Origin of the sequence: Alkalibacterium sp. AK22 (genome assembly GCF_000585255.1) — a bacterium.
Classification (GTDB): domain Bacteria; phylum Bacillota; class Bacilli; order Lactobacillales; family Carnobacteriaceae_A; genus Alkalibacterium.
Window position 1 is genome coordinate 136,628 of sequence record NZ_JANL01000042.1, and the last position, 24,984, is coordinate 161,611.

A 24,984-nucleotide genomic window follows, 5' to 3' on the forward strand; every position below is an offset into this window, starting at 1 on the left:
GGGCATTCCCTGATTCTGCTCATAAATACAAAAGACCTCCATGCCGAAAATCTCATTTAAGAGATTCGGGATGGAGGTCTTTTTATTTAGGTTGATGGTACTAAGATTACTGAAGCACAGGAGGCAGCGATGTGTTTCCGACTGATCAGTCGAAGCTGTAAGTGGCGCCTTCCGAGTAGCGGTTGCCGGCATTCCACAAGAGGAATTCATCGACACCGGCTTCGTTAAGGGCTCTCACCTGCTCACTGACTTCGTGGTCACCGTAGTTCATGTACCAGCCGGAGCCGAGATAAGAAGCCGTAAAGTCCTGAATCCATGGACGGGAGATTGGTGCACGGTCTTCTAGGTTATCTAGGATCTCGTTTTCCAGTTCCATATAGCGGGCCACGACTTCGTAAGGTTCCAAATCGGGCCTTTCGATACCGAGTGAGCCGGCTCCCCAGTGGCTTGGATAAATCATGGAAGAGATGACATCGACATTTTCGGAAATGCGGGAGAAGTTCTGTCCGATACCAGGTGTTTCTTCACGGGTAGCAGCGTAGCCGAAAATATCAACGGATACATCCACGTCGTAGGGCTGCAGTTCACGCCGGGCGTAGGCCACAAATTCAGTAACTGCGTCCACACGCTGCTTGACGTTATCCAGATCGCTTTCCTCATAATCTCCACGAGAGTAGTTTAAGTCTTCGTCACGGTATTCAAAGCCTTCAGGAAAGCGGACATAGTCGAACTGGATGTCCTTGAAGCCAAGCTTGGCCGCCTGACGGGCTACTTCCACATTGTATTCCCATACTTCGCGCTCGTAAGGATTGACGAAACTTTCGCCCCGTCGGTTGGCCCAGACAGAGCCGTCTTCTTCGGTGAAGGAGAGGTCCGGACGTTCATTCGCCAGCTTTGAATCTTTGAATACAACGATACGGGCAATCGGATAGATATCATTTTCCTCAAGGTGTTCCATCAGGGGTTCTGCCTCAACGATATTGCTTGTAAACTGATTGATGTACTCGTGGTCCGATTCGACCGGCATCACAATATCACCATAGTCGTCTTTAACATCGATGACCATTGAATTCAGTTCTGTTGTGTTGAGCAGCTCAGTCAGGGACTCCATGCGGGAGCCTCCGGCTGAATGGGCGGTAACAAAAATACCTTTGACTCCATCTTCAGGATACTCGATATTCACTCCGCTGTCGTATTTGAACTGACTTGGGAAGTCCGCCGGTACACTTAAAAGGGGTTCTTGAGAATAAGTCAGGTAAGTGGTCTCGATATCTTCAGGCTGCTCGGAATCATCCGCTTCGTCCGCCATTACAGCAGTAGGAAGCAGGGAAGCCGCTGCCAGAAGAGCCATAGATTTTAATAAGCGGTGTCTCAACTTTTTGTCCATTATTCAGTTTCCTCACTTTCGTTGTTTTCAGCCGGTATTGACCGGATCAGGTCCGGGTCGACCAGTTCATAGTCTTTATCACGCAGACCTTCAATGATGGCCGGGGTGGCTTCTAGCGTCCAGCTACGGTCGTGCATCAGCAGGTTGGCCCCAGGTCTAAGTAGTTCAGTATTAACCATGATGTCTGCAAGGGCATCAGCTTCCATATAGCCGGATTCCCAGTCATAGCCATAAGTCCAGTTCATCAGGACCATACCGTCTTCCTTGACCACTTTACGGGCATGGTCTGTATTCTGTCCAAACGGGGCTCTGAAGAACCGTGGGCGTTCCCCAATAATTTCTTCAATCAGATCGCTGGTTTTCATGATTTCTTCTGTCTGTTCCTCTTCGCTTAAGGCCGGCAGACTCTGGTGAGTGTGGGTATGATTGCCGATAGCAAAGCCCATTTCATGAATTTCTGTCAGCATGTCCTGTCCGCTTTCGCTTTCAATAAACATCCCGTTGACAAAGAAAATGGCAGGGGCGTTGTGCTCTTTCAGTACTTCAGCAATGTCTACTGCATAATTATCGGGAGCGTCATCATAGGTCAGAAGAGCTACTCGGTCGTTTGCTTCTTCTCCTTCAACAACTTGAATCGTCGCAATGTCTTGTTCGTTGACTTCGTAGAGGTAAGTGTGCTCCTCAGTATCCTCGGATCTCGAGTCGTCATCAGACTCTGCCTGATCTTGGTCGTTATCGTCAGACGTATCCTCCGAGTTTCCAGTTCCTTCGGTCGGATAGCTGTTTTCTTCCAAATCCGAAGCTTCTTCAGCTGTGCTGTTGTCCGTTTCATCCGCATCACAGGCAGTCAGAATCAGGGTGGTGGCTAAAAATAATGAAGTAAGTGTCTTTTTCATTTTATTCTCTCCTTAATCTTCTGCCAGTTGAGCGTCAATGGAAGAGGAAAGGGTGTTTAGGTTTGAACGGTAGCTTACAAGAAACTCGTCCAGTTCCAGTAGTGTCTCTCTTAGTTCATCACGCTCTTCATTAACTGACTGTATGCCTGCAACAAAATCATCGTATGTAGCGTCCGAATCAGATAAGCCGGTAAAGTAAGTATGCTGTTCATTCAATGTTGAGCTGTAGCGGTCACGATACTGGCTCAGGTGATTCTGGAAGGTGTTAACGTTTTCTGAAACAGTGGTCACTTCTTCTGAATCGAGCTGTTCGCCATCATAACTGTCTAGTGTATCCTGGTGCTGTTCCATTTCGTCTTCAAGCTCCTCAATCGTTGACAGAATTGCTTCTCTTGCTTCGATGTTGTCAAAAACCGGCGAGGAACCGTCTTCCATTGTCGACAGTTCAGCGTCTGTTTCCAGTGTATCGCTAAAGGCTTCCTGAAGGTCGGCTTCAGTGGCATACAGTTGATTTAACTCATCGACCGTCTCTGTTTTCAGGCGGTCCAGTTCTTCTGTTGCTTCTTGCATGGTTTCCAGATTTTCTCCGTCGTCACAGCCTGCAAGCAGCAGACTTAATGTCCCGATAGCAGCAAAGGACAAGCGTTTACCTATCATATCATTGACTCCTTTTTGATTTAAAATAATAGTCGTTCTTGTCGAGTATAGCAAACATTTTTAGCAGAAGATACTGAAAAGGGTATAATGGATTGATAATTTCCAGCAATCTTCAGGTAGCGATTTTAAAATCTTCCCAGAATGTTAGGTTTTACAGTTAAAATATTGTACAATATTATAGAGTGAACGAGAGAAAAGGGGATTTTATGATTTTATATTATGTGACCGCACTTGTGATTATTGCACTGGATCAGTGGACAAAGTACTTGACTGTTCAAAACATTCCATTGCATGAAACGGTAGAATGGATACCGGGCGTATTGTCTTTTACCCATCACCGTAACCCCGGAGCAGCCTGGAGCATTCTTGAAGGCCAAATGCTGTTCTTCTATATTGTGACCGTCATTGTTGTAGGCGTTGTGATTTATTACCTGCATACTTACGGCAGAAAAGACAAACTCTTTGCTTGGTCCATGAGTTTCATTTTAGGCGGAGCCATCGGGAATTTTATTGACCGTTTGCTGCACCAAGAAGTCGTCGACATGATTAGAACGGAATTTATAGACTTTCCAATCTTCAATATAGCGGATATCGCCCTCACAGTAGGTGTCGGTCTGATGATCTTTTACCTGATCCTCGACGAAGTCAGAAATTACAAACAGAAGAAAGTGGGATCTTAGCATGTCAGAAACACATTTATTTGAAATTACAAACGAGAAGGGCAGGATTGACAAGTTTCTTTCCGAGCAACTTCCTGACAATTCAAGGTCCCAGATCCAGCAGTGGATTAAGGAAGAAGACGTTCGGGTCAATGAGCTGCCTGCCAAGGCAAACTACAAGGTGCAGACGGGGGACCGGATTGAAGTAACCGTTCCGGATCCAGTTGAAATCGATGCTCAGCCGGAAGATATTGCCATTGATATCGTCTATCAGGACGAAGATGTTGTGGTGGTTAATAAACCTCAAGGCATGGTCGTCCATCCGTCAATCGGACATGACAGTGACACTTTGGTGAATGCCTTACTGTTTCATATCAAAGATCTGTCCGGTATCAACGGTAAAATCCGTCCCGGCATTGTCCACCGCATAGACAAAGACACGTCAGGTTTATTAATGATTGCCAAAAATGACAATGCCCATGAAAAACTGGCTGCTCAGCTGCAGGACAAGACGGCCAGGAGAGAATATATTGGCCTGGTTCATGGAGTGATTTCTAATGACCGTGGAACAATCGATGCACCGATTGGACGGGATCCGAAAAACCGTAAAAAGTTTGCGGTCGTGGAAAAAGGCAAGTCATCGGTGACCCATTTTGAAGTCATGGAACGTTTCAGTGAATTTACCTTGCTCAAGCTCCAGCTGGAAACAGGCCGTACGCATCAAATCAGAGTCCATCTGGATTATATCGGCTTTAGAATGGCAGGAGACCCACTATACGGTCCGCGTAAAACACTGGAAGGAAAGGGACAGTTTCTGCACGCCGCTTCATTAAGCTTTGTTCATCCCCGTACGGATGAGCGCATGTACTTTACTGCTCCATTGCCCAACGAGTTTGAAGAAACACTGGAATATGTCCGAAAACGTTAAATGAAAGGAGTCTGCATATGAGTCAAATCGTATCTATTCTTGATGAAGTCTCACTTAACCGTGCTTTAACTCGGATTTCTTACGAAATCATTGAGCGAAATAAGGGGATTGACAAACTTGTTTTAGCCGGCATTAAAACAAGAGGAGTCTATATTGCTGACCGAATTGCCAAGAAAATCAGTGAAATTGAAGGGGGACAGATCCCCGTTGGAGAATTGGATATTACCCTTTACCGGGATGACCGCCATTTTCCTGAAGAAGTAGATGATCCAGAAGTCAAAGGGCAGACTTTCCCTGTAGATGTCAAAGGGAAAGTCGTTATCTTAGTTGATGATGTCATTTATACCGGGCGGACAATACGGGCAGCTATGGATGCGGTCATTGATCTTGGCCGACCGGAAAAAATTATGGTTGCTTCACTGATCGATAGGGGACACAGAGAAATTCCGATCAAGGCTGACTATATAGGTAAAAATATTCCTACTTCTAAATCAGAACAAGTTAAAGTATCCATGAAAGAAGTCGACGGTAAAGACGGCGTTGAAATCATTAAGGACAACTGATAAAAAACAGAGTACCAGGGACAAAAAGTCCTCAGTACTCTGTTTTTTTTTGCTACTCGGTGATTTCAACTGCATGTACATAAATACGGCCATCATCTACAGTGTAGTTACAGGAAATAAGTGTCAGCAGTTTTTCCTCTCCTGTGAACTCTCTGCCTAAATCAAATAGAGACTGGCTCTCAAGCGTTTCGAAATAGGCATGCAGGTCAGGATTGGTAAAGGATTCATTGATAAAAAAGGGATCAGCAGGCGCTACATGAACGGAAAAGAGTTCAAAGGTCCGTTCACCGAACAGGCTTTCAAAGGTGATGGTCGGGTTCTCATTCACAAAATCTTCTGACAAAAACTTCTCCAGATCAGCAAACATATGGCCGTTTTGAGTATAGTGGCCATATATGATGGTATGGTCATCCTGGCCCATGCCCAAGTTCCGGTGATCGATAAAGATGGATCCGAAAGGATGAGGTTCTCTGTTAAAATCGTGATCAAGATAGAATGAATTGTCTCTGCCGCGAACGACAGGGTAGTCAATTGCTGTATTTTCTATATTCAGCCAGCCATTGAAATCTGGATTGATATCCATAAAACGCGAAAGCGTATTGGGCGAGAATGCGAAGGGAATGTTATCTTCTTCCAGTTCTTCCATGACTTGCTGCATAGGATCTTCATCCTGATCAGTGCTGTCAATGGATGTGTCGTCTGAACTGCCTCTACTTACTGCTTCGTCAGAGGTGACTTCTTCATCACTACTCAGCCAGTCTTCAGTCTGGGAGTTCTGACCCAGAACAATATCGTCATAGCTGATTTCAACCGGATTGGATTGAACCCAGAAAGTATGCAAAGCATAAACCGCCTGAGCAATAAAGGCTGATCCGATAATGATCAGCAGGATTTTTTTCATCATGTTGACCGCTCCCAAAAATAGTTTTGAATTCGAAGAGCAATAAATTGACTTAGCTATTCTTCAACTATATTATATAGTTGTAAAGTTGATAAATCAATTTTGCGAATTTAAATCAAGAGGGAGAGATATACCATGTCCAAAATGTTCAAAGGCTTTATGTCGTTCATCACTGCACTCATGCTCACATTCGCGCTCGCACCCACCGCATTCGCTGATAACCACGGAGACGATCCGGGAACCATTGTTGATATTGCCGTAGGCAACGACGACTTCAGTATCCTGGTGTCTGCGCTACAGACAGCTGACCTAGTTGAAACCCTTCAGGGTGACGGTCCATTCACTGTATTTGCACCAACAAATGATGCATTTGCTGATTTGCTGGAAGCACTAGATGTTACAGCTGAAGAACTGCTGGCTCAGCCGGACCTGGCCAATGTCCTCCTGTATCACGTGATTGCAGGCGAAGTATTTGCGGGCGACTTGGAAGACGGACTGGAAGCTGAAACAGTAAACGGCGAAACTGTAACCTTTGATCTAAGTGGCGACACGCCAATGGTTAATGAATCTGGCATCATCGATACTGATATCGAAGCTTCAAACGGCGTCATCCACGTAATTGATACTGTTTTAGTTCCTTCTAACTTCACTCTACAGGACGTAGAAATGGAAGAAGACGAAGTACCGGCAACAGGAATTGAAAGCAACACGTTCCTACTGGTAGGTATGATTGCGACAGCTGGAGCCTTTATCTTTGTTTTTACCAAAAAGCCAGTTAAAGTAAGAAAATAATTTATTCACTTAATATACTATATAGTTGATTCAATATAGCGACAAGCCATAAATATAAAAGGAAGGTCAGTATGTAGTCATACATACTGATCTTCCTTTTTTTGTTTCTTGTCAAATCGTTTCGGGCAGTTGCCCCATTCTATGATTAAAAGTGTAAACTACAGAAAGCAGATGGTCAAAAAAATTCATTTACTGGCTATCTATTCAATTCAAACAAGCCTAACTTATGGCATATAACCTTTAATCATTATGAGTGGGGCCTTTTTGATAGGTAGAATAGGATGATTAAGGCCAATCCTTTTATTTATTGTTATGATTGAACGCCACTTATCATAAATAGCACTTAATTCTTTTAAGCAGCCCCTGATTGAACCCACACGTGCAACGAAAATAGCAAAGTGGTTTTTGTATTGACATTATCGTGAGCATAAAAGGTTAAATAGTGGAGACTATTTTTGTTGGGCGAAAATACACGACCTTAAAGGGCTTTATATGTGTATCACTTACATCAGATAGATCGTACTCGGAGAAAAAAGAAGAGGCAGCAATTTACTTTGACACCTGCCACCGTCACGACTATCTATTTATATGTAGTGCATTCGAGGACAAGAGAATGTATAGGCCTTTTCTGTTGGTACTAGATGAATTCTTTCAGCGTGCGAATTAAAACGCAGCATCAAGGTAAATAATAACAAACATTTTGTGCAGGTAAAGACCTGATTACTGTCTTGTGTTTAAGGTAAACAGAGTGATCTTTTAAATTTGATAAAAAATAGCGTGCCAAAAAGCGCTGCATTAAGTAAGTAACTACTATCTTAATGCAGCGCTTTTTTTGTATGAGTAATGACGTACTGAGCGAGTTTGAGTTGTGCTAAAGATGACCGCTCACTTTATTTTTGCTTCAGCTCATTGACTAGACCAGCTTCAGGAGTCACATAGTAGGTAGTCTGGCCTTCGTAAATGACATAACCCGGTTTAGCCCCGTTTGGTTTTCTGATGTGCTTGACCTGAACGACATCAACCGGCACGGAAGAGGACAGCCGGAACTTGCTGTAGTAAGCTGCCAGCATACAGGCTTCCTCTAGTGTCTGCTCTGAAGGATCACTGTCTTCAATAATTACGTGTGAACCCGGTATGTCTTTAGCATGAGCCCACCAGTAAGACTTTCTCGCTTTTTTCATCGTCAGTTCGTCGTTTTGAGTATTATTTTTACCGACTAGAATTGAGGTACCGTCTGTCGCTTTAAATGCTTCCGGCTTAGCTTTTGCTTTATTGTGCTTTTTCTTACTGGCTGTTTTCTTTTTAAGATAACGACCGTCCCGCAACTCTTGTCTGATTTCTTCCAAGTCAGAAAGCGAAGCAATCGACAGCTGGGTCAGTAGGGTATCAAAATAATCGAGTTCACTTTTGGTGGCTTTGATTTGTTTAGTTAAATGAATTTTAGCACTTTTGAGTTTTTGATACTTGGAGAAGTAGCGCTGGGCATTTTCCGCCGGCGTTTTTTGAGGATCCAAAGCAATTGACAGCACTTCATCTTCTTCATAAAAGTTGTGCAACTCTACGTGTTCAGCTCCTTTGTTAACTTCGTGTAAGTAAGCCGTAAGCACTTCACCTTTTATACGGAACTGGTCAGCCTTTTCTGTTTCAGCTAGTTCCTTAGTGAGTTTTTGGAGTTTCTTTTCATTTTTTTGATGATAGGTATTAACCAGTTGAGTGAGGTCATTAGCTTGCTGATTAACCCGGTCGCGCTCAGCCTTGTCTTGGAAATAGCGGTCCATTAGTTCACTGAGGGTACCATAGGAATGACGTTCACCTTTGAAGTGAGCATAATCGAAAGGGACAAAGAATTCATTGTTTTGCTCTTTAATCAGGGTCGGCTGAATTTTATCCGGCTGAAAGGTTTGCATGAACTGCTGAAATACAGGTCGGGGTGCATCATCTGTATGATGGATCAGCCGGTGTACAAGCTCTGTAGCAGAATCTCGGCCGAAACCCTGAAAAGTGTGCTGGACCCACTTAATCTTTTCCTTTTCATTAAGCTGGTCGATTGGAAAAGGACCTTTATAATGGAAGGGATTATGCTTGTTCTGGCTGGGAGCTTCTATATAAGACACACCAGGTAGTAGGGTCCGGTAAGTATTTTGACTAGCCGGTACGTGCCTGATTGTATCAATCAGCTTGTTTGTGTCTGTATCTACCAGCAAAATATTACTGTGCCGGCCCATAATCTCGACAATCAAAGACAGGTAGCTGGTGTCTCCCAGTTCGTTTCTATTTTTAAAGGAAAAAATGAGCTGCCGATCATTTTCTTTCTGTTCGATTTTTTCGATGATGGCGCCGTCCAGATACTTGCGTAAAATCATGCAGTAATGAGGAGGAGCCGACGGATTATCGAAGGGGATGGTGGTCAGCTGGACCCGGGCATATTGCGGATGAGCTGACAGTAGCAGGGAGACATTCTTTCGATTGGCTCTGATTTTCAAAATAATTTCATTTGGGTAAGGTTGTTGAATTTTAGCGATGCGTCCACCTTCACATGTTTCTTTCAATTCATGGGTAAGGGCATGGACAAACAGGCCGTCAAAAGACATAAAAAAACTCCTTTCACTTTACAAGGTCACTAACAGTATAGCATTCTAGAGGGCTCTTCAACAAACATTCAGAAAGTGATTGCTCATTTATTTCCAACATGATATATTTGACGTATACAAATGAATATGCATTGTATAAATTAATGAATACGAGAGGGGTAATGTAGTGGAGATGCCTGAGAAAACAGATGTCCTGCTGGAGAAAGTATCAGATTTGAATATCCTGTATAAACACGTAACGGGAATGATGCTTCAGGAGCATGGACTGTCTCATTCAGCCATCAATTTGATGAAGCTGATCGGCAGCAATGAATACACACTTAAGCAAATAACTGAACACAGTAAGTTGGACAAATCAACTGTCAGCCGTCAGATGAATGCACTGGTAAAAAAAGGACTGGTTACTAAAACAACTGGTCGTGACAAGCGCTATGCTTACTTTACTGTGACTGATGAAGCGCAGCAAATTTACAAGGAATTTCATGCACATATGGAAGATAAATTTGAGACCATCCTGTCTGGATGGACGCAAGAAGAAGTACATATGCTAACCGTACTGCTTGGGCGTCTAAACAGAAGCATGACTAACCGTATCTGACAGGGACACCCTGAACAGCTAAAGAGAAGAGGAAACCAATATGATGAATAGAAACAAACAAAAACCATCGAATGCCCACCGGATTGCTCTGTTGGGCATTTTGACCGCCATTATTCTAATCCAGAATTTTGTGCCCTTTTTAGGGAATATTCCAATTCCGCCTTTGAATCCGACGATCATTCATATTACGGTAATCGTCGCAACGCTGACGATGAGTACAACAGACGGAATTATTATTGGAACAGTATGGGGACTTACTCGCATGATTCGGGCCTATACTATGCCGGCCTCTCCGCTTGATCTGCTGCTGTGGACCAACCCAATGATTGCTTTGGTTCCACGCATGCTTATTGGCCTGACAACCGGATGGACGTATAAACTGTCCCATAAACTGCTGCCCAACAAAGATAAAATCGCTTTGGCTAGTTCGTCTGTCGTGGGATCGTTTACAAACACGATTTTTGTATTGCTGTTTATTTATTTGCTGTTTGGGGATGCCTATGCAGAGGCTGTTGGCGTAGACGTCAGTAATCTGGCGGGTGCATTGGCTGTTATCGTTGGGACCAATGGTGTAGCTGAAGCTGTGGCTGCAGCGATTATTGCCCCGCTAGTGACGATTCCACTCCGTAAGATCACTCATAAGAAATAAGGTTAAGTTGTTGATCTGCTTAATAACTATTGTACGACGTCAATCAAAGCAGCTGTCGTTCAGCATGTAAAAGCAAGACGATCATCATAGAAGACCTTAAAAAACTGAATAGAAAAGAGAAGTTATAATGATCAATAAAACTGCAGAATCAAAGTCATTTCGTATTTCACTTTTAGGTATCTTGACCTCTATTATTTTGATCCAGACATTTGTCCCTTTCTTAGGCAATATACCTATTCCGCCTTTAAATCCGACGATTATTCACATTACCGTTATTATTGCTGCCCTGACAATGAGCACAAAAGATGGCATGATAATCGGTGCAGTGTGGGGTATGGCAACGATGGTCCGAGCCTATACTATGCCAGCCTCCCCCCTGTCTCTACTGCTATGGACACACCCGCTTATTGCTCTTTTTCCTAGAGTGCTAATCGGGCTATTTACTGGTATGACCTTTAGACTGCTTCAAAAACTTATGCCCCAAAAGGAGAAGCTAGCATTGGCCAGTGCCTCAGTTGTCGGGTCGTTTACCAATACTATTTTTGTTTTACTGTTTATTTATCTACTGTTTGGTGACACCTATGCGCAGGCTGTCGGTGTGGACGTCAGCAACCTGGTTGGAGCTTTAGCTGTTGTAGTCGGAACGAATGGTGTGGCTGAGGCTGTAGCCGCAGCAATCATTGCTCCTCTTGTAACGATACCGCTGCGTAGAATAACCTATAAAAGTAAATAGATACTATTCTCCTGAGCTCTCATGCTGCCCTACATGTTGAATGTAGGGCAGTTTTTATGTGTAAAGCTGATTCTGGTATAATAAACACAAGTCAGAAATCTGGTAATGAAAGACACCCAGTTGTCAGTTTTGTATTGGTTTTGTTACCTTGCTCTATACAATCTTATGATAAAATTTTTAGTGGCACAAGATTACCGTAAACATACAGGAGGAATTATATATATGAAACAGACGCGAGCCAATCGTAGAAAGAAGGCAGACACAGCTGCCGGCAAAGAAACACCTAGTCCAAAATCACCGAAAGGGAAGGGACCTGAACGTATTTATTATGCTATCATTACCGTTTTGCTGGTCATTCTTGCAGGAATCATGCTGTTTATTTTTATGAACCGTGATGCAGGAACGGACTTTGGTGGAGACGATGGAACCTTCGATTCCCAAGTCATTACCGAATCCAACGAGGATGAAGAAGAGTCGGAAGAAGACAGCGATTCAGTGGAGGAAGACACTGAGCAGGATACGGATGATGAAGAGGACAGTGATACTGAATCAGAAGAGGCAGACACAGAAGCGTCTGAGGACGAAGAGGACACCGACGAATCTGAGGACGAAACCGAAGAAGACTTAGATACTGAAGAAGGGGATGAAACTAGCTCAGACACGATCATTTCAGAAAATGCGCCGCTTGATGAAAGCCATACGCCAAACTTCAGTGATGGATCAAGCGACCGTAATGCGATTGCGAGTCTAGCCACTTCAGCTAGTGGAATCGACCCGTCCAACTTTATTACGTGGTGGGTCGGAAACAATGGACCAGGGCGTGCGTTCACAGTCATTTCAAGCCAAGGACAGGAAGATGTCTACCGTGTATTCCTGCAGTTTGGTGAAGGTGAGTGGCATGTAACGGAGGTCGAACAGTTGTCTTCCGTACCGTCGGAATACAGATAATCTATAAGAATACAAAGTGCCGATACAATCAACTGTATCGGCACTTTTTTATTACGGACCATCCTGGTATAAAAAATGAACAGGTGTATATCAAATAAAGTGAACTTTTTCGTTTTACTAGACGTCTCGTGTTAAAATGGAACAAAGGATAAGGAGGTCAACAATGAAGTTCCCAGACAAAAAATATAATATGATTCAGGAAATTCTTGAAAAAACTGAAGCAGAAATCGAAAAAATGGATCCAGTCAATATTTTGATCGCTGGTAAGACCGGGGTGGGCAAGAGTACACTAATCAATAATGTCTTTAGAGAAAAGCTGGCAGACACAGGTATCGGCAAACCAGTTACGAAGCACTTGCGCCGCATTTCTAAAGAAGGGATTCCCATTGTTTTATATGATACGAGAGGACTTGAGCTGGAAGAAAGCGTACAGAAGCAAGTCAAGGGTGAGATTTTTGATATTGTCGCGAAAAACAAGCAAACAAAAGAGGCGATCCATGCGGTTTATTATTGCTTGCAGGCTAATTCATCCCGTATTGAAGAGTCAGAAATTGATCTAATCAAAGCGATTTCGAATAAACTTCCGGTCATTTTGGTTCTGACTCAGTCTATTGGCAAGCCAGCTGAAGAATTTAATACCTATTTGGAAAATTTGAACTTGCCTGTAGCAGCTGTCCAAAATATCATGGCGGAACCCTTTGAGATAACCGACGACTACGTCATTCCCGCCTTTGGTTTAAAGGAACTGATTGACAAGACTTTACAGCTTATCCCTAAGGAAGCGCATGACGCTTTTATGAACGCCCAGCAGGCAGACATTGAGCGAAAGGCCAAAGCGGCCCGCCGCTGGGCTTCCCGATATGTAGCAACCACTTTCGGTGTCGGGTTTGTCCCGATTCCCTTCTCGGATGCTTCGGTCCTAGTGCCTATGCAGGTGACGCTTTTAGCGCACATCACGGCAATTTTTGGGATCTCCATGGATAAAGCAACCATTGTCAGCCTGATTGCTGCTGTTGGTGGGACCGGCTCAGCGACCATGATTGGTAAAATGCTGGTCGGCAATGCGCTTAAATTTATTCCTGGAGCCGGAACAGTCATCGGAGGAATCATCAGTGGGACAACGGCTTCAGTAGTGACCAGCGCACTAGGCTTGAGTTATATAGAAGTGCTGAGCATTATTGCGACAAAGGAAAAAGAAGGAGAAAGCATTGACCTGGGGTTAATTGAACGACTGATGCGCAATCAATTCAAGAAAAATATCCGCTTAAACCGAAAAAAGTTGAATACGAAAGAGCTGGAGTTTGGCTCAGATAAAGCGCTGAATGAGGCTTACGAGTCTTACCGTAATATGGAAGAAGGAGAGGGATTGGAAACTAAGGTTGGAAAAGTAAAACGGGCGGTCCACACCTTTATCGACAAGCGCAAAAAGAGACATTAAAGAAGATGTCAAAATGCCCTCGGCAAAAGGCCGAGGGCATTTTTTTATGGTTCGGTTTTCAGTCACGAAAACGGTAAGCCAGACCTTTCAAGAAATTTCTGGCGTAGCGGTCACCGCAGACTTTGTAGTTCCGGTGGCCTTGTTTTCTCAAAACGGCACTTAATTCGCTGTTGGACAGGCGGACCCCTGTTTCATCTAGAATATCCAAAATATCATCACTCGTCAAAGCCAGAGCAATTTTAACTTTTTTGATCAGGACATTGTTGGCATCCTGATCCTTCTCTAGCAGATAAGTTGGCTGGATCGGCTCGCCATGAGCATTATACTGCTGGCCGCGTTCATAAATGATGAAGCCGTTCAGAAAACTCTCAAGTAGACGGTTACTGCAGCTTTTTTCATAAAGAGTCTCAGCACTATAGTCGTCTCTGTCACTAGGTTCCCTATCCAGCTGGCTGTTTTCTTCTGTTTTTGCCTTTTTCAAAAGCTCTTGGACCTCTGCCTTACTTATATCCTGCTGGCCCAGTTTGAAAATCTCAACAAGCTGTTCATCTTTCACGTCCAATGCATACCTTAAACGCACCAAGCGGTCATTATTGTTCATCTAAAAATCCTTTCTGTCTGTCTTTCCGTGTAACTCAAACAGTATAACAGATATTTTCTTCGATTTAATTACTTTCGTTTTCTGTTATACTACTTAGGAGTGAAATAGTTTAGGAGTGAAGAGTCATGAAAAAAAGAAAACAGAACCGTCCACATAAACAGACTGGGCCTAGGCGCAAAAGTACAACCCAGCTAAATAAGCGGGGAACGACTAATTATACTGTTGATATAGACACAACCTTATTGCCCTTTTTGCTTGAGACCATCAGCAACAAAAGCCGTAATGCAGTGAAATCGATTTTGACCAGAGGACAGGTGTCAGTTGACGGCAAAGTGACGACCAAGCATAATCATCCGCTAAAAGCCGGTCAAGTGGTAGGAGTTCTGAGTAATAAGGAGTCCAAGAAGCAGTCACAGCTGATGGGCCTGGAAATTTTACATGAAGATCAGGAGATTATTGTCATCAATAAAGAGGCTGGACTGCTATCGATTGCTGCTGACGATCCGACTGACTTGACCGCTTACCAGCAGCTCAGCGATTATGTTAAAAAAGAAAATCCGGACAATAAAATCTTTGTCGTGCACCGTCTTGACCGAGACACGTCAGGCGTCATGCTTTATGCTAAGTCTGAAGCGGTCAAGGAAACTCTTCAAAAAGACTGGAAAAATACCGTTAAGGAACGGATCTATACGGCACTGGTTGAAGGCAATGTCAAGGAAGAGCACGGGAAATATGCCTCTTTTCTTAAAGAGAGCAAAGGAATCAAAATGTATTCAAACCTGGATGACAACGGTGGGAAGCATGCCGTCACACATTTCAGAAAAGTACTCGGAAACGAAAACTATTCTCTTTTGGAAGTGGAACTGGAAACGGGCCGTAAGCACCAGATACGTGTACATCTGAAAGAAATGGGGCATCCGATTGCTGGAGACAAGCTCTATGATGCGGAGACCAATCCGATCAAACGCCTGGGTCTTCATGCCACCACATTGGTACTGGTCCACCCGGGTACAAACAAACTAGTCCGTTACACAGCTGAAGTCCCACCAGCTTTCCTTAAACGAGTGAAGTAATAAGAGCTTTAAGTAGATTTTGCTTGCTGCCTGAAATCTGTCGGGTGCACTTTTCTTTAAACAGAACCGTAGAGTCTCCATAGAGGGCTCTGCGGTTTTTTATCGTCCGATTGACTGTGAAAGCAAGGGTATCGTTTCTATAGCTCCACTATTTTTTAGGAGCTATATACAATTCAAGCGCTGTACCTTTGTTGTTTACGAATGAAAAATTGAAGGGGCTGTATCAATAGAGTTTAATCTTGCGTGGGATATGTTGACCTATTTAGGGCCATGTTTTGACAGAGAGAGGCGATGACGTCTGGTTTGCTTTTTAATAGGAGGGAAATGTGAAAAAAATATAACAGGACCTATAGAAGAATACGCTTTCAATCAGAAGGAGACCGCTTTTTCCAAGAAATCCATTGCATAAGATTTCAAACGTGCTACAATCGAAGTACAGCCGAAAAGACGGGACATTTACCCGCCCATCGACTTACTTAGAGATAGACTGTAATCTACTCGCGTCGGAAGGGAGGTTTTTTTTTGAAAACTTATATGAACGCATTATGGGAAGACATCGTCGACAATAAAGAAGTGATTCTTCTGTTGTCGTTAGTATGGCTTATTTTGTTTGAACAGTTGACGATTGGAACGGCCTTGACAGGTGTTGTCATGTCCATTCTAGTTGTTGTCTTTACAGACCGTTTTCTTCTAAAAGGAAACTATGAACATTCATACATGATCGGGCTAGGTACTTTAGTCAAGTACACACTGCGCCTGTTTATTGAAATATTTATTGCGGGAATCGATGTTATTCCAAACATCATTACCGGCAATGCAGACGTGCAGATCATTACCTGCGAGACTAAGCTGGAAGATGAGCTGCTGATTGATATTCTGGCAAACTCGATCACGCTGACTCCAGGGACTGTTACTGTAGAAAAGAAGGGAAGCACCCTTCAGGTACTGGCTTTGAGTGCCCCGGCAGAAGATGAAGATCCACGCGGTGTCATCCCGCTTAAACTGGAAGACATCTTGCTGCGCTACGAAGAGACTCTGGACGGCAAAGCCTAAGGAAAAACGGAAGAGAGAGGAAGAAGGAAAACAAATGGACTTTGATTCAATTGTTTTAGCTATTGTTGCTGGACTGTCTGTATTCGGACTGGTCCGCGTACTGGACGGACCGACTGTTTGGGACCGCATGCTTGGATTTGCACTATTCTCATCTAAAGTTATTGTGGCTGCCGTTATGATCGGGATCGTTATTAACCGGACGTACATGATCGATGTCGCTTTAATTTACGGCGTGCTCGGCTTTATCGGGACGATCATGATTGCCCGCTTTATTGAGAGAAGAGGAGATGTATAATGACACAGGCACTGGAATGGATTGCTAACATCGTCATTGTCATCGGCCTTATTTTTATGGCCTTAGGCGTCTTCGGCGTGTTTCGGTTCAGAGATTATTATTCACGGATCCTAGTCACGGCCAAAGTCGATACCGTCGGTTTTATCACTGTCATGTTCGGCTTGATCATCCGTCACGGTTTTGACTTTTTTACAGGAAAAATCGTCCTGGTTTTAGCCCTATATATTATTACTAACCCGATTGCAACGCATGCGATCACCCGATCAGCCCACCTTAGTGGGTATAGAATCAAGAAGGAGAGATAAGAGACATGTTTGAAACGTTTGTATTGCTGACGCTGCTAGTTCTGGCGTGTGTCGCTGTCTTCTCCGATAACCTGCGCCGGTCGATCATCTTTCTTGGCGCATTTTCGCTGACAATCGCTTTGGCCTATCTGCACTACAGTGCACCGGACGTGGCGCTGGCGGAAGCAGCGATTGGTGTCGGACTGTCGACAATCATGTACTTAGTCGCGCTGAAAAAAGTGTCTGTTTACGACATCTGCTATGTCAATGAAGACGTTGAAGTATTTGATGACCGTCAGATTAATGAAATCATGAACTCGATTGTTCGTCCACTAGAACTTTTTGTTGAGCGTACAGAAGAGATTGAGCCTCAGCTGGCCTATACCAACCGGTCACTGGAAGCGGTGATGAGGGAAGACGATCACGACTGCATGATTCACCGTAAAGGAAACCTAACGTATATTTATGGCGACACGACTGATCAGGTTTTTCAGGATATTGTTGCCAACCTGAACGAGATTATTACAGATATTGAAGACATCCGTGTTATTTATAGAGATGAGGTGACCTTAGATGGCACAGACTAGTCGCATATTTCACGCTGTTCGTATTCTTTTTGCTGTTTTAGGGGCAGCCGTCGTTTTATTTCTGTTCTTGAACCATTCTGAACAGCTCGATACTCCCCTAATGGATTATTTCACGGATGATTTCCTCGGTCAGACAGGCGCGCAGAATTCGGTCGCAGCCATTTATCTGAACTACCGCGTATTCGATACACTGTTTGAAGCATTGATGTTAATGGTATCCGTTATGGAGGTTATTAACGTCTCTTGGGCAAACAAACATGCCGAACAGTACCGCTTTGAAAAAGATGACTTTAACCGTAAAAACAACTCCGAGATTGTTATCCGAATGGTCGGAATCATTTATCCTTTCGTCCTGCTGATCGGTCTGTATATCATCATCAATGGACATGTTTCCCCAGGTGGAGGCTTCCAGGGTGGAGCCGTACTGGCGACTGCTTTAATCACGCGTTACCTGGTTTATCCCAACTTTGACCTTGATTTGCATGTACTGGAAAAACTGGAAAAGTTCCTGTTCCTTTCCATCGTGATGACTCCGGTCCTGTACGTCTTCATGCAGCTGCAGCCGGCAGATACGACACTGACCAATCAGATTTACCTGGTTGCAATGAACTCGCTGATCGGAATGAAAGTATTCTCCGGCTTGAGTATCATTTTTTACCGCTTCGTATTCTACGAAGGCAGGTAGGAGTCAGGTCCTGAATCGTTGCTGTTCGTTTCTCAATTAATAAAAGAAAGAAGATGAAACCATTGGATTTTATCACTGGAGAGATTGTAGGGATACTACTGTTCTTCATCGGCTTGTACGGCCTGATGACGAAAAAAACAATCGTTAAGACCATCATGTCCATGTCTATCATGGAATCAGGTATATTTTTATTTTACATCACCATCAACTTTACAGAAGGGGCTGTGCCGCCGATTGGTCAGGCACAGGAAGCCGCTTTTGTTGATCCGGTTCCTTCGGCTCTGATGATCACAGCCATCGTTATCGGTATCGGTGTGACGGCAATCGGCTTGACAATGTTCATGCACTACAAACAGAAGCACGGCATTACACACTGGTCGCGTAACCGAAATCAGACAGGAAGTGGACATTAAGTGTTAGGATTATTGGTACTGACGCCGATCATCGTCGGAGCAATCGCTTATCTGCTTCGGGGAAATGCTGCAAAGGCGTTGCTATATATTTTTCAGGTCGCTTACGTTGGACTGGCCTTTTATGTGTTTTTAAACGTCAAGCAAAACGGCCCCATAATCTGGAATGCGGGAGGGTATACAGACGGCCTAGCGCTAAGCCTGTATGCCGATTCGATTTCCATCTTTATGGTTCTGATGACGGCTGTTTTTTACATTGCCTTTCTGGTCTATGCCACACGCGAACCGTACTTTAAACACCGCTTTTATTTCATGTTCATGGCTTTGCAGGGGCTGATGATGGGCTTGTTCCTGTCAAGTGACTTGTTCAATATTTTTGTGTTTTTGGAAGTGTCAACGGTGGTTGTGTCCATTTTGATCATGTTCAACAAGGAAAAGCAGGCGATTTATGACGGGATGATTTATTTCTTTGTCAACGTCATCGGGACAGCTTTTTTGCTGTTCGGAATCGGCATGCTTTATCGGACCTTCGGTTTATTGGATATCCGGGCGCTGAGAGAAGCCATGACTGGCCTTGAAAGCCCACGAGCCGTCGTTTTACCTTATGGGATGATGATGGTGACCGTTTCTTTGAAGACAGCCGTGACTCCGCTGTTCAGCTGGCTGCCAAAGGCACACGGGACACCAAGTGCACCACCTGTTGTGTCTGCTGTTTTAAGCGGTCTGTATATCAAGAGTGGGGTGTACATGTTCATCCGCTTTAATGATATGTTCAGTCCAGTTATCGATATGCATGTGTTCTTTTTCTGGATTGGTTTCTTCACATCCCTGATCGGCTTTATCATGGCCTTAGGGCAGAAGGATATCAAGCTAATCCTGGCCTACCATACGGTATCTCAAGTCGGCTTGATCATGATGGGGATCAATATGGCGTCTGAAATTGCCTTCTGGGGAGCTGTTTACCATATCTTCAACCACGCCATCTTCAAGTCGACCCTGTTTTTGACTGCCGGTCTGATTTACGAAGAATACGGGACCCGAAACGTCTACAAAATCCGTGGGCTCTTTAAACGCATGCCGTGGGTAGCGGTAGCGACTGTCTTTGCTATTTTAGGAATCACTGGAGCGCCATTCTTCAACGGGTCAATCTCCAAGTACATGATTGCTCACGGGACGTACGACTATACGGTTACTTTGCTGCTAAACATCATCAACCTGGGAACGGTCATGTCCTTTGTCAAATATTCAACCATGCTGTTCGGTAAAAACCCGGAAGAGGGAACAGCCAAGACCGATGTGTACGCTTTGACGGCTTCAGTTATCATGGGAGTGGCATCTTTTATGACCGGCATCTTCGGCGAAGCGCTAACCCAGTTCTTCTTTAACTATGAAGTGCACGTGAACGTGGACGAATACATTCAAAAAGGCATGGTCTACTTTTTAATGATCATTGCCGGAGTGGCTTTCTACCACGGGATTGTCAAGCACGGGGGCCTGATTACCCGAATCGGTCACTTGGAACTGACTTTCAACGGAATCATTACCTCGATGGCAGGCTACTTTATTGTCATGGTCGTTTACCTGTCGCTAATTCTTTAATGGATTGGCACGCAGAATCATATATTTAGTTTTAAGCCTTATCTATTAAATAAAAAGGAGTGAGTGGATGTTATACTGGCTGATCATTGTTCCAATCTTAATCGCTGTTGTCAATATTGGATTTTTTCATAGTGATTCCAGAAAACTTATTCTGTTTTCTCAACTGGGGGTCACCCTGTATGCATCATACTTGTTCTACCTTGTACGTACGGAGGGCACGGTCGTGGACAACATGGCCGGCTATCCCCGTAATTTTGCCATCACTTTATATGCCGACAGCATTTCCATGGTGCTAGTGTGGCTGACGACCTTACTGTTTCTGGGGCTGCTGATTTTTGCCTACTCCGGAGACTACTTCGACAGCCAATTTGGCTTCCTTTACTTAACGCTTCAATCACTGATCATCGGCCTATTTTTGTCGACGGATCTATTCAACATATACGTTCTGCTTGAAGTCTCCACAGTGGTTGTGGCCATTCTGATCATGCTCAGAAAGGACCGGCAGTCGGTATACGACGGGATGATTTATCTCTTCGTGAGCGTTATTTCTTCCGGCTTCTGGCTGTTCGGGGTGGGCTTTTTGTACCGGACTTTCGGACACTTGGACATGCACGCCATTGCGGAAGTGATTACGGAAGTAGAGGATCCGCGTTCGCTGATCCTGCCGTTTGCCTTTATTCTGACTACGATCAGTTTGAAGATTGCTTTGTTTCCACTATCCAGCTGGCTACCGATAGCCTACGGGACACCGAGTGCACCACCGGTGATTCCGGCCATTTTGTCGGGGGTTTATGAAACAACGGGACTGTACCTGTTCATCCGTCTGACGGCTATGTTCTCCGAAGTGGTCGAGCTGAATGCCTTTTTCCTGATTATTGGCTTCATCACCAGTATCGTCGGCTTTGTGTTGGCGGTCGCCCAGGACGATCTCCGTCTGCTGCTGGCGTATTCGACCATTTCACAGGTCGGACTGATTACGGTCGGCCTGTCTTTAGGTACCGACGCGGGCTTTTGGGGAAGCATGTATCACATGTTTGCCCACGCGCTGTTCAAGACCGTTCTGTTTTTAAGCGTTGGGGTCCTGTCCCATCATTACGGTACGAGAAACATCTACAAAATTAGAGGAGTCATGAAGGCACTGCCGGTCACCGGTATAGCCATGACCCTGGGCCTTTTGGGAATTACCGGGGCGCCACTGTTCAACGGCTCGATTTCTAAGTATATGATTACCTACGGCAGCGATAATTTTGCTGTCCAGCTGTTATTGAATTTAATCAATCTGGGGACACTGCTCTACAGCATTAAGTTTGCTTCCATGCTCTTCGGTAAAAATACCCAGCCGGATGAGCTGAAAGATACGAATGCTCTGCATGACGTCCCGCAATGGACAACATTGACTTTCGGCTTGCTGACTCTAGTCAGTGGACTGTTTGGGACAACGTTTTTGGAATTTTTGTACGGCTACAGCTTCGATATCCAGCCTATGGAATACCTGGAAAAATCTTTGATTTACCTGCTGTTGATGCTTGCTGCCTTTGCCTTGTACCGCGCATGGGTCAGAGGGCGGGATCTTTTCGCCAAAATCGGTTACTTGCAGTTGTCCTTTAATGCCATGATTACGGCCCAGGTTGTTTTTTTCCTCAGTATCATTGGCTACATGTACTTGCTGACATAACTAAAGAATTTAGAAAGAAGGGTATACACTTTGCTTTATTTACTCGTAATTGGACCCATTCTGGCAGGTATCGTGAGTATCCTGTTCAAGAAAAGAGATACGCGGCTGTTTATTGTTGGAGCCCAGATTGTCCAGTTCATTTATTCTCTGATCATCTTCATCCAGGTCCGAACAGATGGAACGGTATTTAATTACATGTCACGCCTGCCGGAAGGGGTAGCCATTACGCTAATGGCCGATATTATTTCTTCCGTTTTTGTCCTGCTGACAACAATCATCTTTTTGATGCTGATGCTCTATGCTTTTCATAAAGATTACTTTACTACTCAGTTCGGCTTTTTGTTTCTAGTTCTGCAGGGTCTAATCATTTCTCTATTTTTTACGACTGATTTGTTCAACATCTTCGTGATGTTGGAAGTGGCCACAGTAGTTGTAGCCATTCTGATCATGATCAACAAGGAAAAGCAGGCCATCTATGACGGCATGATTTATTTCTTTGTCAACGTCATCGGAACAGCTTTCCTGCTGCTGGGGATCGGTATGCTATACCGGACGACCGGCCTATTGGACATGAGAGCCATCAGTGAAGCGCTGGAACTTCTGGACAGCCCGAGAGCAGTCATCCTGCCTTTCGCCATGATGATGACCACACTCAGCTTGAAGACAGCGGTTGTGCCGCTTTTCAGCTGGCTACCTAAAGCACATGGTACACCAAGTGCCCCACCAGTCGTGTCTGCTGTCTTGTCCGGTCTCTTTATTAAAACGGGTGTGTATATGTTTATCCGCTTCAGCGCTATGTTTGAACCGGTGATTCAGGCGCAGGAACTTTTCTTCATTATCGGCTTTATTACGTCTATTTTCGGCTTCATCATGGCACTGAGTCAAAACGACATCAAGATGATCCTGGCATACTCTACCGTCTCTCAAATCGGACTCATCATGATTGGACTGAATATGGGATCGGACATAGCTTATTGGGGCGCCTTGTTCCATGTCGTCAGTCACGCCTTGTTTAAGTCCACTTTGTTTTTGGCTGCGGGTCAGGTTTACAACCAGTACGGCACCCGAGACATCCGTATGATGCGCGGCGTTCTGCGGTCCATGCCGCTGACCGGAATGGCCATCATCTTTGGAATCCTGGGTGTGACTGGGGCACCGATGTTTAATGGATCCATTTCCAAATACATGATCAGTTATGGCAGTTACCGTCCAATGGTTCAGCTGGGATTGAACCTGATCAACCTAGGAACGATCATGTACTTCCTAAAATTTAGCACAATTCTGTTCGGTAAAGACAACCGTCCGGAAGACGAGCGTCCGCCAAAAGAGGATCTCCTGTCTGAACTGCTCGTGTTTATTATGGGCGGACTGATCCTTCTGACCGGGGTATACGGTCCAGTGTCCATGGATATCCTATTCGGTTACCAAGTGGAAGTTTTCTCGACTGAATACTTTGAAAAAGGCTTTGTTTATGCCTTGATGATTATAGCTGCTATCGGGCTTTACAACGGGGTCATCAACAAAGGGGGACTGCTTGACCGCATCAGTCACGTCGAGCTGACCTTCAATGCCGTTATTACCTCCATGACCGGCTTCTTTATTTTCGTTGCCAGTTATGTCTATTTCATTCTCTAAAAGATAGTTAGGAACACCTCGTCTGCGGACGAGGTGTTTTTTTATTATATCGAAGGGCTCTGGTGGGGCGGGGTGTGGGCTAACCTCTTTGAGGAGAAAGGGAAAGCAGCCTGCTGGATCTGAGGTTGCTGGATACATTTGCAGGAGCGCTCGTGTTTTGCCTGTCCAGCTTCAAATAAGTAGGCTTTTATTGAAGGAGAGCACGCTACCGAGCTGTACTCCTTGAAATAAAGCACCCATAATTGAAGGAGCGCTCTTGTTTTGATTGTTTAGCTTCAAATAAGTAGGCTTTTATTGAAGAAGAGCGCGCTACCAAGCTGTGCTCCTTAAAATAAAGCACCCATAATTGAAGGAGCGCGCCTGTTTTGCTTGTCTAGCTTCAAATAAGCCGGCTTTTATTGAAGGAGAACACGCTACCGAACTGTGCTCCTTAAAATAAAGCACCCATAATTGAAGGAGCGCTCGTGTTTTGCCTGTCCAGCTTCAAATAAGCCGGCTTTTATTGAAGGAGAGCACGCTACCAAACTGTGCTCCTTAAAATAAAGCACCCATAATTCAAATAGCGCCTGTTTATACTGTCCAGATCCAAATTAACCAGCTCAACAAGACCAAACTGGCCAGACCAGTTTGTCCAGCTTATTTTCATGCCTTTGACTGTGCTTCAACTATGCTTGCCTGCCCACTTAGTGGTATGATGATGTAAACAAGCATAGATGGAGGAATACTATATGAACCCGAATTTTTTAAACAACCAGCTGGAGTATACTTACGATAACGGCAAGTGGACAGTAGACGAAGACCGGGTGGAACTGATCACGTCACCCCATACTGACTTATGGCAGCGGACCTACTACGGCTTTCAAAATGACAATGCCCCGATGATTCAGATAGGAACCGACAAGCCTTACTTCTCCTTTGTTGCCAAGGTGGAGTTTGACTCTAGTCACCGCTTTGACCAGGCGGGCGTCGTCTTGTACCTGGATTCAGACAACTGGATCAAAGGCTCGGTTGAATACGAGAACCAGGACTTCCAGCGTCTCGGGAGTGTCGTCACTCATAACGGCTACTCTGACTGGGCTACCCAGGATATCGCGGCCTCCATCCAAACGGTCTGGTACCGGTTAAGCAGGAGGGAATCAGACTATCAGCTGGAATACAGCTTAGATGGAAAAGATTTCAAGCAGATGCGGATTACTCACTTAGACAAGGGGGCAGACACCATTCAGTTCGGCATCTATGCCTGTAGCCCGGAAGACTCGTCTTTTAAGGCCACTTTTTCAGAACTCAGTATCCTGCCCTGCCAGTGGGACGCACATGCTTAATTAAAGGGACAAACGCATATATTGC

Annotated in this window: 26 protein-coding genes; 20 read left to right on the plus strand and 6 right to left on the minus strand. The window is 44.5% G+C overall.

The genetic code is table 11. The features are described 5' to 3' along the window. Positions 1 to 145: 145 nt before the first annotated feature. Genes ADIAL_RS10065 through ADIAL_RS10075 form a run of 3 tightly spaced genes read right to left on the minus strand, consistent with a single transcriptional unit; the run spans position 146 to position 2,940 of the window. Positions 146 to 1,387, minus strand: coding sequence for a putative glycoside hydrolase (locus tag ADIAL_RS10065; RefSeq protein WP_034303170.1), 1,242 nt, complete (start codon positions 1,385 to 1,387; stop codon positions 146 to 148). Further along, positions 1,387 to 2,283, minus strand: a complete 897-nt coding sequence (locus tag ADIAL_RS10070; RefSeq protein ID WP_051503855.1) for a polysaccharide deacetylase family protein — start codon at positions 2,281 to 2,283, stop codon at positions 1,387 to 1,389. Before ADIAL_RS10070 ends, ADIAL_RS10065 begins: the two co-directional genes overlap by 1 nt. A 12-nt stretch (positions 2,284 to 2,295) precedes the next feature. Continuing rightward, complete coding sequence (locus tag ADIAL_RS10075) at positions 2,296 to 2,940, minus strand: YkyA family protein (RefSeq protein ID WP_034303173.1); 645 nt, start codon at positions 2,938 to 2,940, stop codon at positions 2,296 to 2,298. Between the two features lie 206 nt (positions 2,941 to 3,146). Here ADIAL_RS10075 and lspA point away from each other — a divergent pair, with 206 nt between their 5' ends. Genes lspA through pyrR form a run of 3 tightly spaced genes read left to right on the plus strand, consistent with a single transcriptional unit; the run spans position 3,147 to position 5,090 of the window. Further along, a complete protein-coding gene (lspA, locus tag ADIAL_RS10080) occupies positions 3,147 to 3,620 on the plus strand; it encodes a signal peptidase II (protein ID WP_034303176.1) in 474 nt (157 codons plus the stop codon). A gap of 1 nt (position 3,621) precedes the next feature. Continuing rightward, positions 3,622 to 4,527 carry an RluA family pseudouridine synthase gene (locus ADIAL_RS10085; protein WP_034303179.1) on the plus strand — a complete coding sequence of 302 codons (906 nt, stop codon included), beginning with the start codon at positions 3,622 to 3,624 and terminating at the stop codon, positions 4,525 to 4,527. 17 nt (positions 4,528 to 4,544) lie between these two features. Then, entirely contained in the window at positions 4,545 to 5,090 is a 546-nt protein-coding gene (gene pyrR / locus ADIAL_RS10090; protein ID WP_034303181.1) for a bifunctional pyr operon transcriptional regulator/uracil phosphoribosyltransferase PyrR, read from the plus strand. Positions 5,091 to 5,142: 52 nt separating this feature from the next. On the opposite strand, the gene srtB is transcribed toward pyrR, so the two are convergent. Beyond that, complete coding sequence (srtB, locus tag ADIAL_RS10095; protein ID WP_034303183.1) at positions 5,143 to 5,994, minus strand: class B sortase; 852 nt, start codon at positions 5,992 to 5,994, stop codon at positions 5,143 to 5,145. A 132-nt stretch (positions 5,995 to 6,126) separates the two neighbouring features. On the opposite strand from srtB, the gene ADIAL_RS10100 reads away from it, so the two are divergent. Then, positions 6,127 to 6,783 (plus strand): fasciclin domain-containing protein, encoded by a 657-nt coding sequence (locus ADIAL_RS10100; RefSeq protein WP_197017799.1) that lies wholly within the window; start codon positions 6,127 to 6,129, stop codon positions 6,781 to 6,783. An 890-nt stretch (positions 6,784 to 7,673) separates the two neighbouring features. Here the strand turns inward: ADIAL_RS10100 and ADIAL_RS10105 are convergent. Next, positions 7,674 to 9,374: an NFACT RNA binding domain-containing protein gene (locus tag ADIAL_RS10105; protein WP_034303185.1), complete on the minus strand. Its 1,701-nt coding sequence runs from the start codon at positions 9,372 to 9,374 to the stop codon at positions 7,674 to 7,676. A 172-nt stretch (positions 9,375 to 9,546) separates the two neighbouring features. On the opposite strand from ADIAL_RS10105, the gene ADIAL_RS10110 reads away from it, so the two are divergent. From ADIAL_RS10110 to ADIAL_RS10130, 5 genes are all read left to right on the plus strand, one after another. Beyond that, the gene (locus ADIAL_RS10110) at positions 9,547 to 9,972 is read left to right on the plus strand and encodes a MarR family winged helix-turn-helix transcriptional regulator (RefSeq protein WP_034303472.1); all 426 of its coding nucleotides are present in this window, start codon (positions 9,547 to 9,549) and stop codon (positions 9,970 to 9,972) included. A 40-nt stretch (positions 9,973 to 10,012) separates the two neighbouring features. Then, on the plus strand, positions 10,013 to 10,621 hold the full coding sequence (locus tag ADIAL_RS10115) for an ECF transporter S component (RefSeq protein ID WP_331279806.1): 609 nt from the start codon (positions 10,013 to 10,015) through the stop codon (positions 10,619 to 10,621). 127 nt (positions 10,622 to 10,748) lie between these two features. Next, positions 10,749 to 11,354, plus strand: a complete 606-nt coding sequence (locus tag ADIAL_RS10120) for an ECF transporter S component (protein ID WP_034303187.1) — start codon at positions 10,749 to 10,751, stop codon at positions 11,352 to 11,354. Between the two features lie 222 nt (positions 11,355 to 11,576). Beyond that, the gene (locus ADIAL_RS10125) at positions 11,577 to 12,302 is read left to right on the plus strand and encodes a YrrS family protein (protein ID WP_034303189.1); all 726 of its coding nucleotides are present in this window, start codon (positions 11,577 to 11,579) and stop codon (positions 12,300 to 12,302) included. A gap of 163 nt (positions 12,303 to 12,465) precedes the next feature. After that, a complete protein-coding gene (locus ADIAL_RS10130) occupies positions 12,466 to 13,740 on the plus strand; it encodes a YcjF family protein (RefSeq protein ID WP_081757807.1) in 1,275 nt (424 codons plus the stop codon). 58 nt (positions 13,741 to 13,798) lie between these two features. Here the strand turns inward: ADIAL_RS10130 and ADIAL_RS10135 are convergent, their stop codons facing one another. Further along, positions 13,799 to 14,341, minus strand: a complete 543-nt coding sequence (locus ADIAL_RS10135) for a DUF1456 family protein (RefSeq protein WP_034303192.1) — start codon at positions 14,339 to 14,341, stop codon at positions 13,799 to 13,801. A gap of 125 nt (positions 14,342 to 14,466) precedes the next feature. On the opposite strand from ADIAL_RS10135, the gene ADIAL_RS10140 reads away from it, so the two are divergent. The 11 genes from ADIAL_RS10140 (at position 14,467) to ADIAL_RS10190 (ending at position 24,959) form a co-directional block, all read left to right on the plus strand. After that, complete coding sequence (locus tag ADIAL_RS10140; protein ID WP_051503857.1) at positions 14,467 to 15,414, plus strand: RluA family pseudouridine synthase; 948 nt, start codon at positions 14,467 to 14,469, stop codon at positions 15,412 to 15,414. A gap of 522 nt (positions 15,415 to 15,936) precedes the next feature. After that, the gene (locus ADIAL_RS10145) at positions 15,937 to 16,467 is read left to right on the plus strand and encodes a Na+/H+ antiporter subunit E (RefSeq protein WP_034303194.1); all 531 of its coding nucleotides are present in this window, start codon (positions 15,937 to 15,939) and stop codon (positions 16,465 to 16,467) included. Positions 16,468 to 16,501: 34 nt separating this feature from the next. Further along, complete coding sequence (locus tag ADIAL_RS10150; RefSeq protein ID WP_034303196.1) at positions 16,502 to 16,762, plus strand: monovalent cation/H+ antiporter complex subunit F; 261 nt, start codon at positions 16,502 to 16,504, stop codon at positions 16,760 to 16,762. After that, on the plus strand, positions 16,762 to 17,067 hold the full coding sequence (gene mnhG, locus ADIAL_RS10155; RefSeq protein ID WP_034303198.1) for a monovalent cation/H(+) antiporter subunit G: 306 nt from the start codon (positions 16,762 to 16,764) through the stop codon (positions 17,065 to 17,067). Before ADIAL_RS10150 ends, mnhG begins: the two co-directional genes overlap by 1 nt. A gap of 5 nt (positions 17,068 to 17,072) precedes the next feature. Further along, positions 17,073 to 17,633, plus strand: a complete 561-nt coding sequence (locus tag ADIAL_RS10160) for a Na(+)/H(+) antiporter subunit B (protein ID WP_034303199.1) — start codon at positions 17,073 to 17,075, stop codon at positions 17,631 to 17,633. Continuing rightward, positions 17,620 to 18,318, plus strand: coding sequence for an MnhB domain-containing protein (locus ADIAL_RS10165; RefSeq protein WP_034303200.1), 699 nt, complete (start codon positions 17,620 to 17,622; stop codon positions 18,316 to 18,318). Before ADIAL_RS10160 ends, ADIAL_RS10165 begins: the two co-directional genes overlap by 14 nt. A gap of 53 nt (positions 18,319 to 18,371) precedes the next feature. Continuing rightward, positions 18,372 to 18,731, plus strand: a complete 360-nt coding sequence (locus ADIAL_RS10170; protein WP_231492166.1) for a sodium:proton antiporter — start codon at positions 18,372 to 18,374, stop codon at positions 18,729 to 18,731. Beyond that, a complete protein-coding gene (locus ADIAL_RS10175; RefSeq protein WP_034303204.1) occupies positions 18,732 to 20,327 on the plus strand; it encodes a complex I subunit 5 family protein in 1,596 nt (531 codons plus the stop codon). Positions 20,328 to 20,394: 67 nt separating this feature from the next. Continuing rightward, the gene (locus tag ADIAL_RS10180) at positions 20,395 to 22,002 is read left to right on the plus strand and encodes a complex I subunit 5 family protein (protein WP_034303206.1); all 1,608 of its coding nucleotides are present in this window, start codon (positions 20,395 to 20,397) and stop codon (positions 22,000 to 22,002) included. 30 nt (positions 22,003 to 22,032) lie between these two features. Beyond that, positions 22,033 to 23,637, plus strand: coding sequence for a complex I subunit 5 family protein (locus ADIAL_RS10185; protein WP_034303208.1), 1,605 nt, complete (start codon positions 22,033 to 22,035; stop codon positions 23,635 to 23,637). Positions 23,638 to 24,365: 728 nt separating this feature from the next. Beyond that, entirely contained in the window at positions 24,366 to 24,959 is a 594-nt protein-coding gene (locus ADIAL_RS10190) for a DUF1349 domain-containing protein (RefSeq protein ID WP_034303210.1), read from the plus strand. Positions 24,960 to 24,984: the final 25 nt, after the last annotated feature.

What these genes read in the sequence shown, in the direction of transcription:
- ADIAL_RS10065 (WP_034303170.1), bottom strand. Translation starts at nt 1,387, where the DNA reads ATGGACAAAAAGTTGAGACACCGCTTATTAAAATCTATGGCTCTTCTG.
- ADIAL_RS10070 (WP_051503855.1), bottom strand. Translation starts at nt 2,283, where the DNA reads ATGAAAAAGACACTTACTTCATTATTTTTAGCCACCACCCTGATTCTG.
- ADIAL_RS10075 (WP_034303173.1), bottom strand. Translation starts at nt 2,940, where the DNA reads ATGATAGGTAAACGCTTGTCCTTTGCTGCTATCGGGACATTAAGTCTG.
- lspA (WP_034303176.1), top strand. Translation starts at nt 3,147, where the DNA reads ATGATTTTATATTATGTGACCGCACTTGTGATTATTGCACTGGATCAG.
- ADIAL_RS10085 (WP_034303179.1), top strand. Translation starts at nt 3,622, where the DNA reads ATGTCAGAAACACATTTATTTGAAATTACAAACGAGAAGGGCAGGATT.
- pyrR (WP_034303181.1), top strand. Translation starts at nt 4,545, where the DNA reads ATGAGTCAAATCGTATCTATTCTTGATGAAGTCTCACTTAACCGTGCT.
- srtB (WP_034303183.1), bottom strand. Translation starts at nt 5,994, where the DNA reads ATGATGAAAAAAATCCTGCTGATCATTATCGGATCAGCCTTTATTGCT.
- ADIAL_RS10100 (WP_197017799.1), top strand. Translation starts at nt 6,127, where the DNA reads ATGTCCAAAATGTTCAAAGGCTTTATGTCGTTCATCACTGCACTCATG.
- ADIAL_RS10105 (WP_034303185.1), bottom strand. Translation starts at nt 9,374, where the DNA reads ATGTCTTTTGACGGCCTGTTTGTCCATGCCCTTACCCATGAATTGAAA.
- ADIAL_RS10110 (WP_034303472.1), top strand. Translation starts at nt 9,547, where the DNA reads ATGCCTGAGAAAACAGATGTCCTGCTGGAGAAAGTATCAGATTTGAAT.
- ADIAL_RS10115 (WP_331279806.1), top strand. Translation starts at nt 10,013, where the DNA reads ATGATGAATAGAAACAAACAAAAACCATCGAATGCCCACCGGATTGCT.
- ADIAL_RS10120 (WP_034303187.1), top strand. Translation starts at nt 10,749, where the DNA reads ATGATCAATAAAACTGCAGAATCAAAGTCATTTCGTATTTCACTTTTA.
- ADIAL_RS10125 (WP_034303189.1), top strand. Translation starts at nt 11,577, where the DNA reads ATGAAACAGACGCGAGCCAATCGTAGAAAGAAGGCAGACACAGCTGCC.
- ADIAL_RS10130 (WP_081757807.1), top strand. Translation starts at nt 12,466, where the DNA reads ATGAAGTTCCCAGACAAAAAATATAATATGATTCAGGAAATTCTTGAA.
- ADIAL_RS10135 (WP_034303192.1), bottom strand. Translation starts at nt 14,341, where the DNA reads ATGAACAATAATGACCGCTTGGTGCGTTTAAGGTATGCATTGGACGTG.
- ADIAL_RS10140 (WP_051503857.1), top strand. Translation starts at nt 14,467, where the DNA reads ATGAAAAAAAGAAAACAGAACCGTCCACATAAACAGACTGGGCCTAGG.
- ADIAL_RS10150 (WP_034303196.1), top strand. Translation starts at nt 16,502, where the DNA reads ATGGACTTTGATTCAATTGTTTTAGCTATTGTTGCTGGACTGTCTGTA.
- mnhG (WP_034303198.1), top strand. Translation starts at nt 16,762, where the DNA reads ATGACACAGGCACTGGAATGGATTGCTAACATCGTCATTGTCATCGGC.
- ADIAL_RS10160 (WP_034303199.1), top strand. Translation starts at nt 17,073, where the DNA reads ATGTTTGAAACGTTTGTATTGCTGACGCTGCTAGTTCTGGCGTGTGTC.
- ADIAL_RS10165 (WP_034303200.1), top strand. Translation starts at nt 17,620, where the DNA reads ATGGCACAGACTAGTCGCATATTTCACGCTGTTCGTATTCTTTTTGCT.
- ADIAL_RS10170 (WP_231492166.1), top strand. Translation starts at nt 18,372, where the DNA reads ATGAAACCATTGGATTTTATCACTGGAGAGATTGTAGGGATACTACTG.
- ADIAL_RS10180 (WP_034303206.1), top strand. Translation starts at nt 20,395, where the DNA reads ATGTTATACTGGCTGATCATTGTTCCAATCTTAATCGCTGTTGTCAAT.
- ADIAL_RS10190 (WP_034303210.1), top strand. Translation starts at nt 24,366, where the DNA reads ATGAACCCGAATTTTTTAAACAACCAGCTGGAGTATACTTACGATAAC.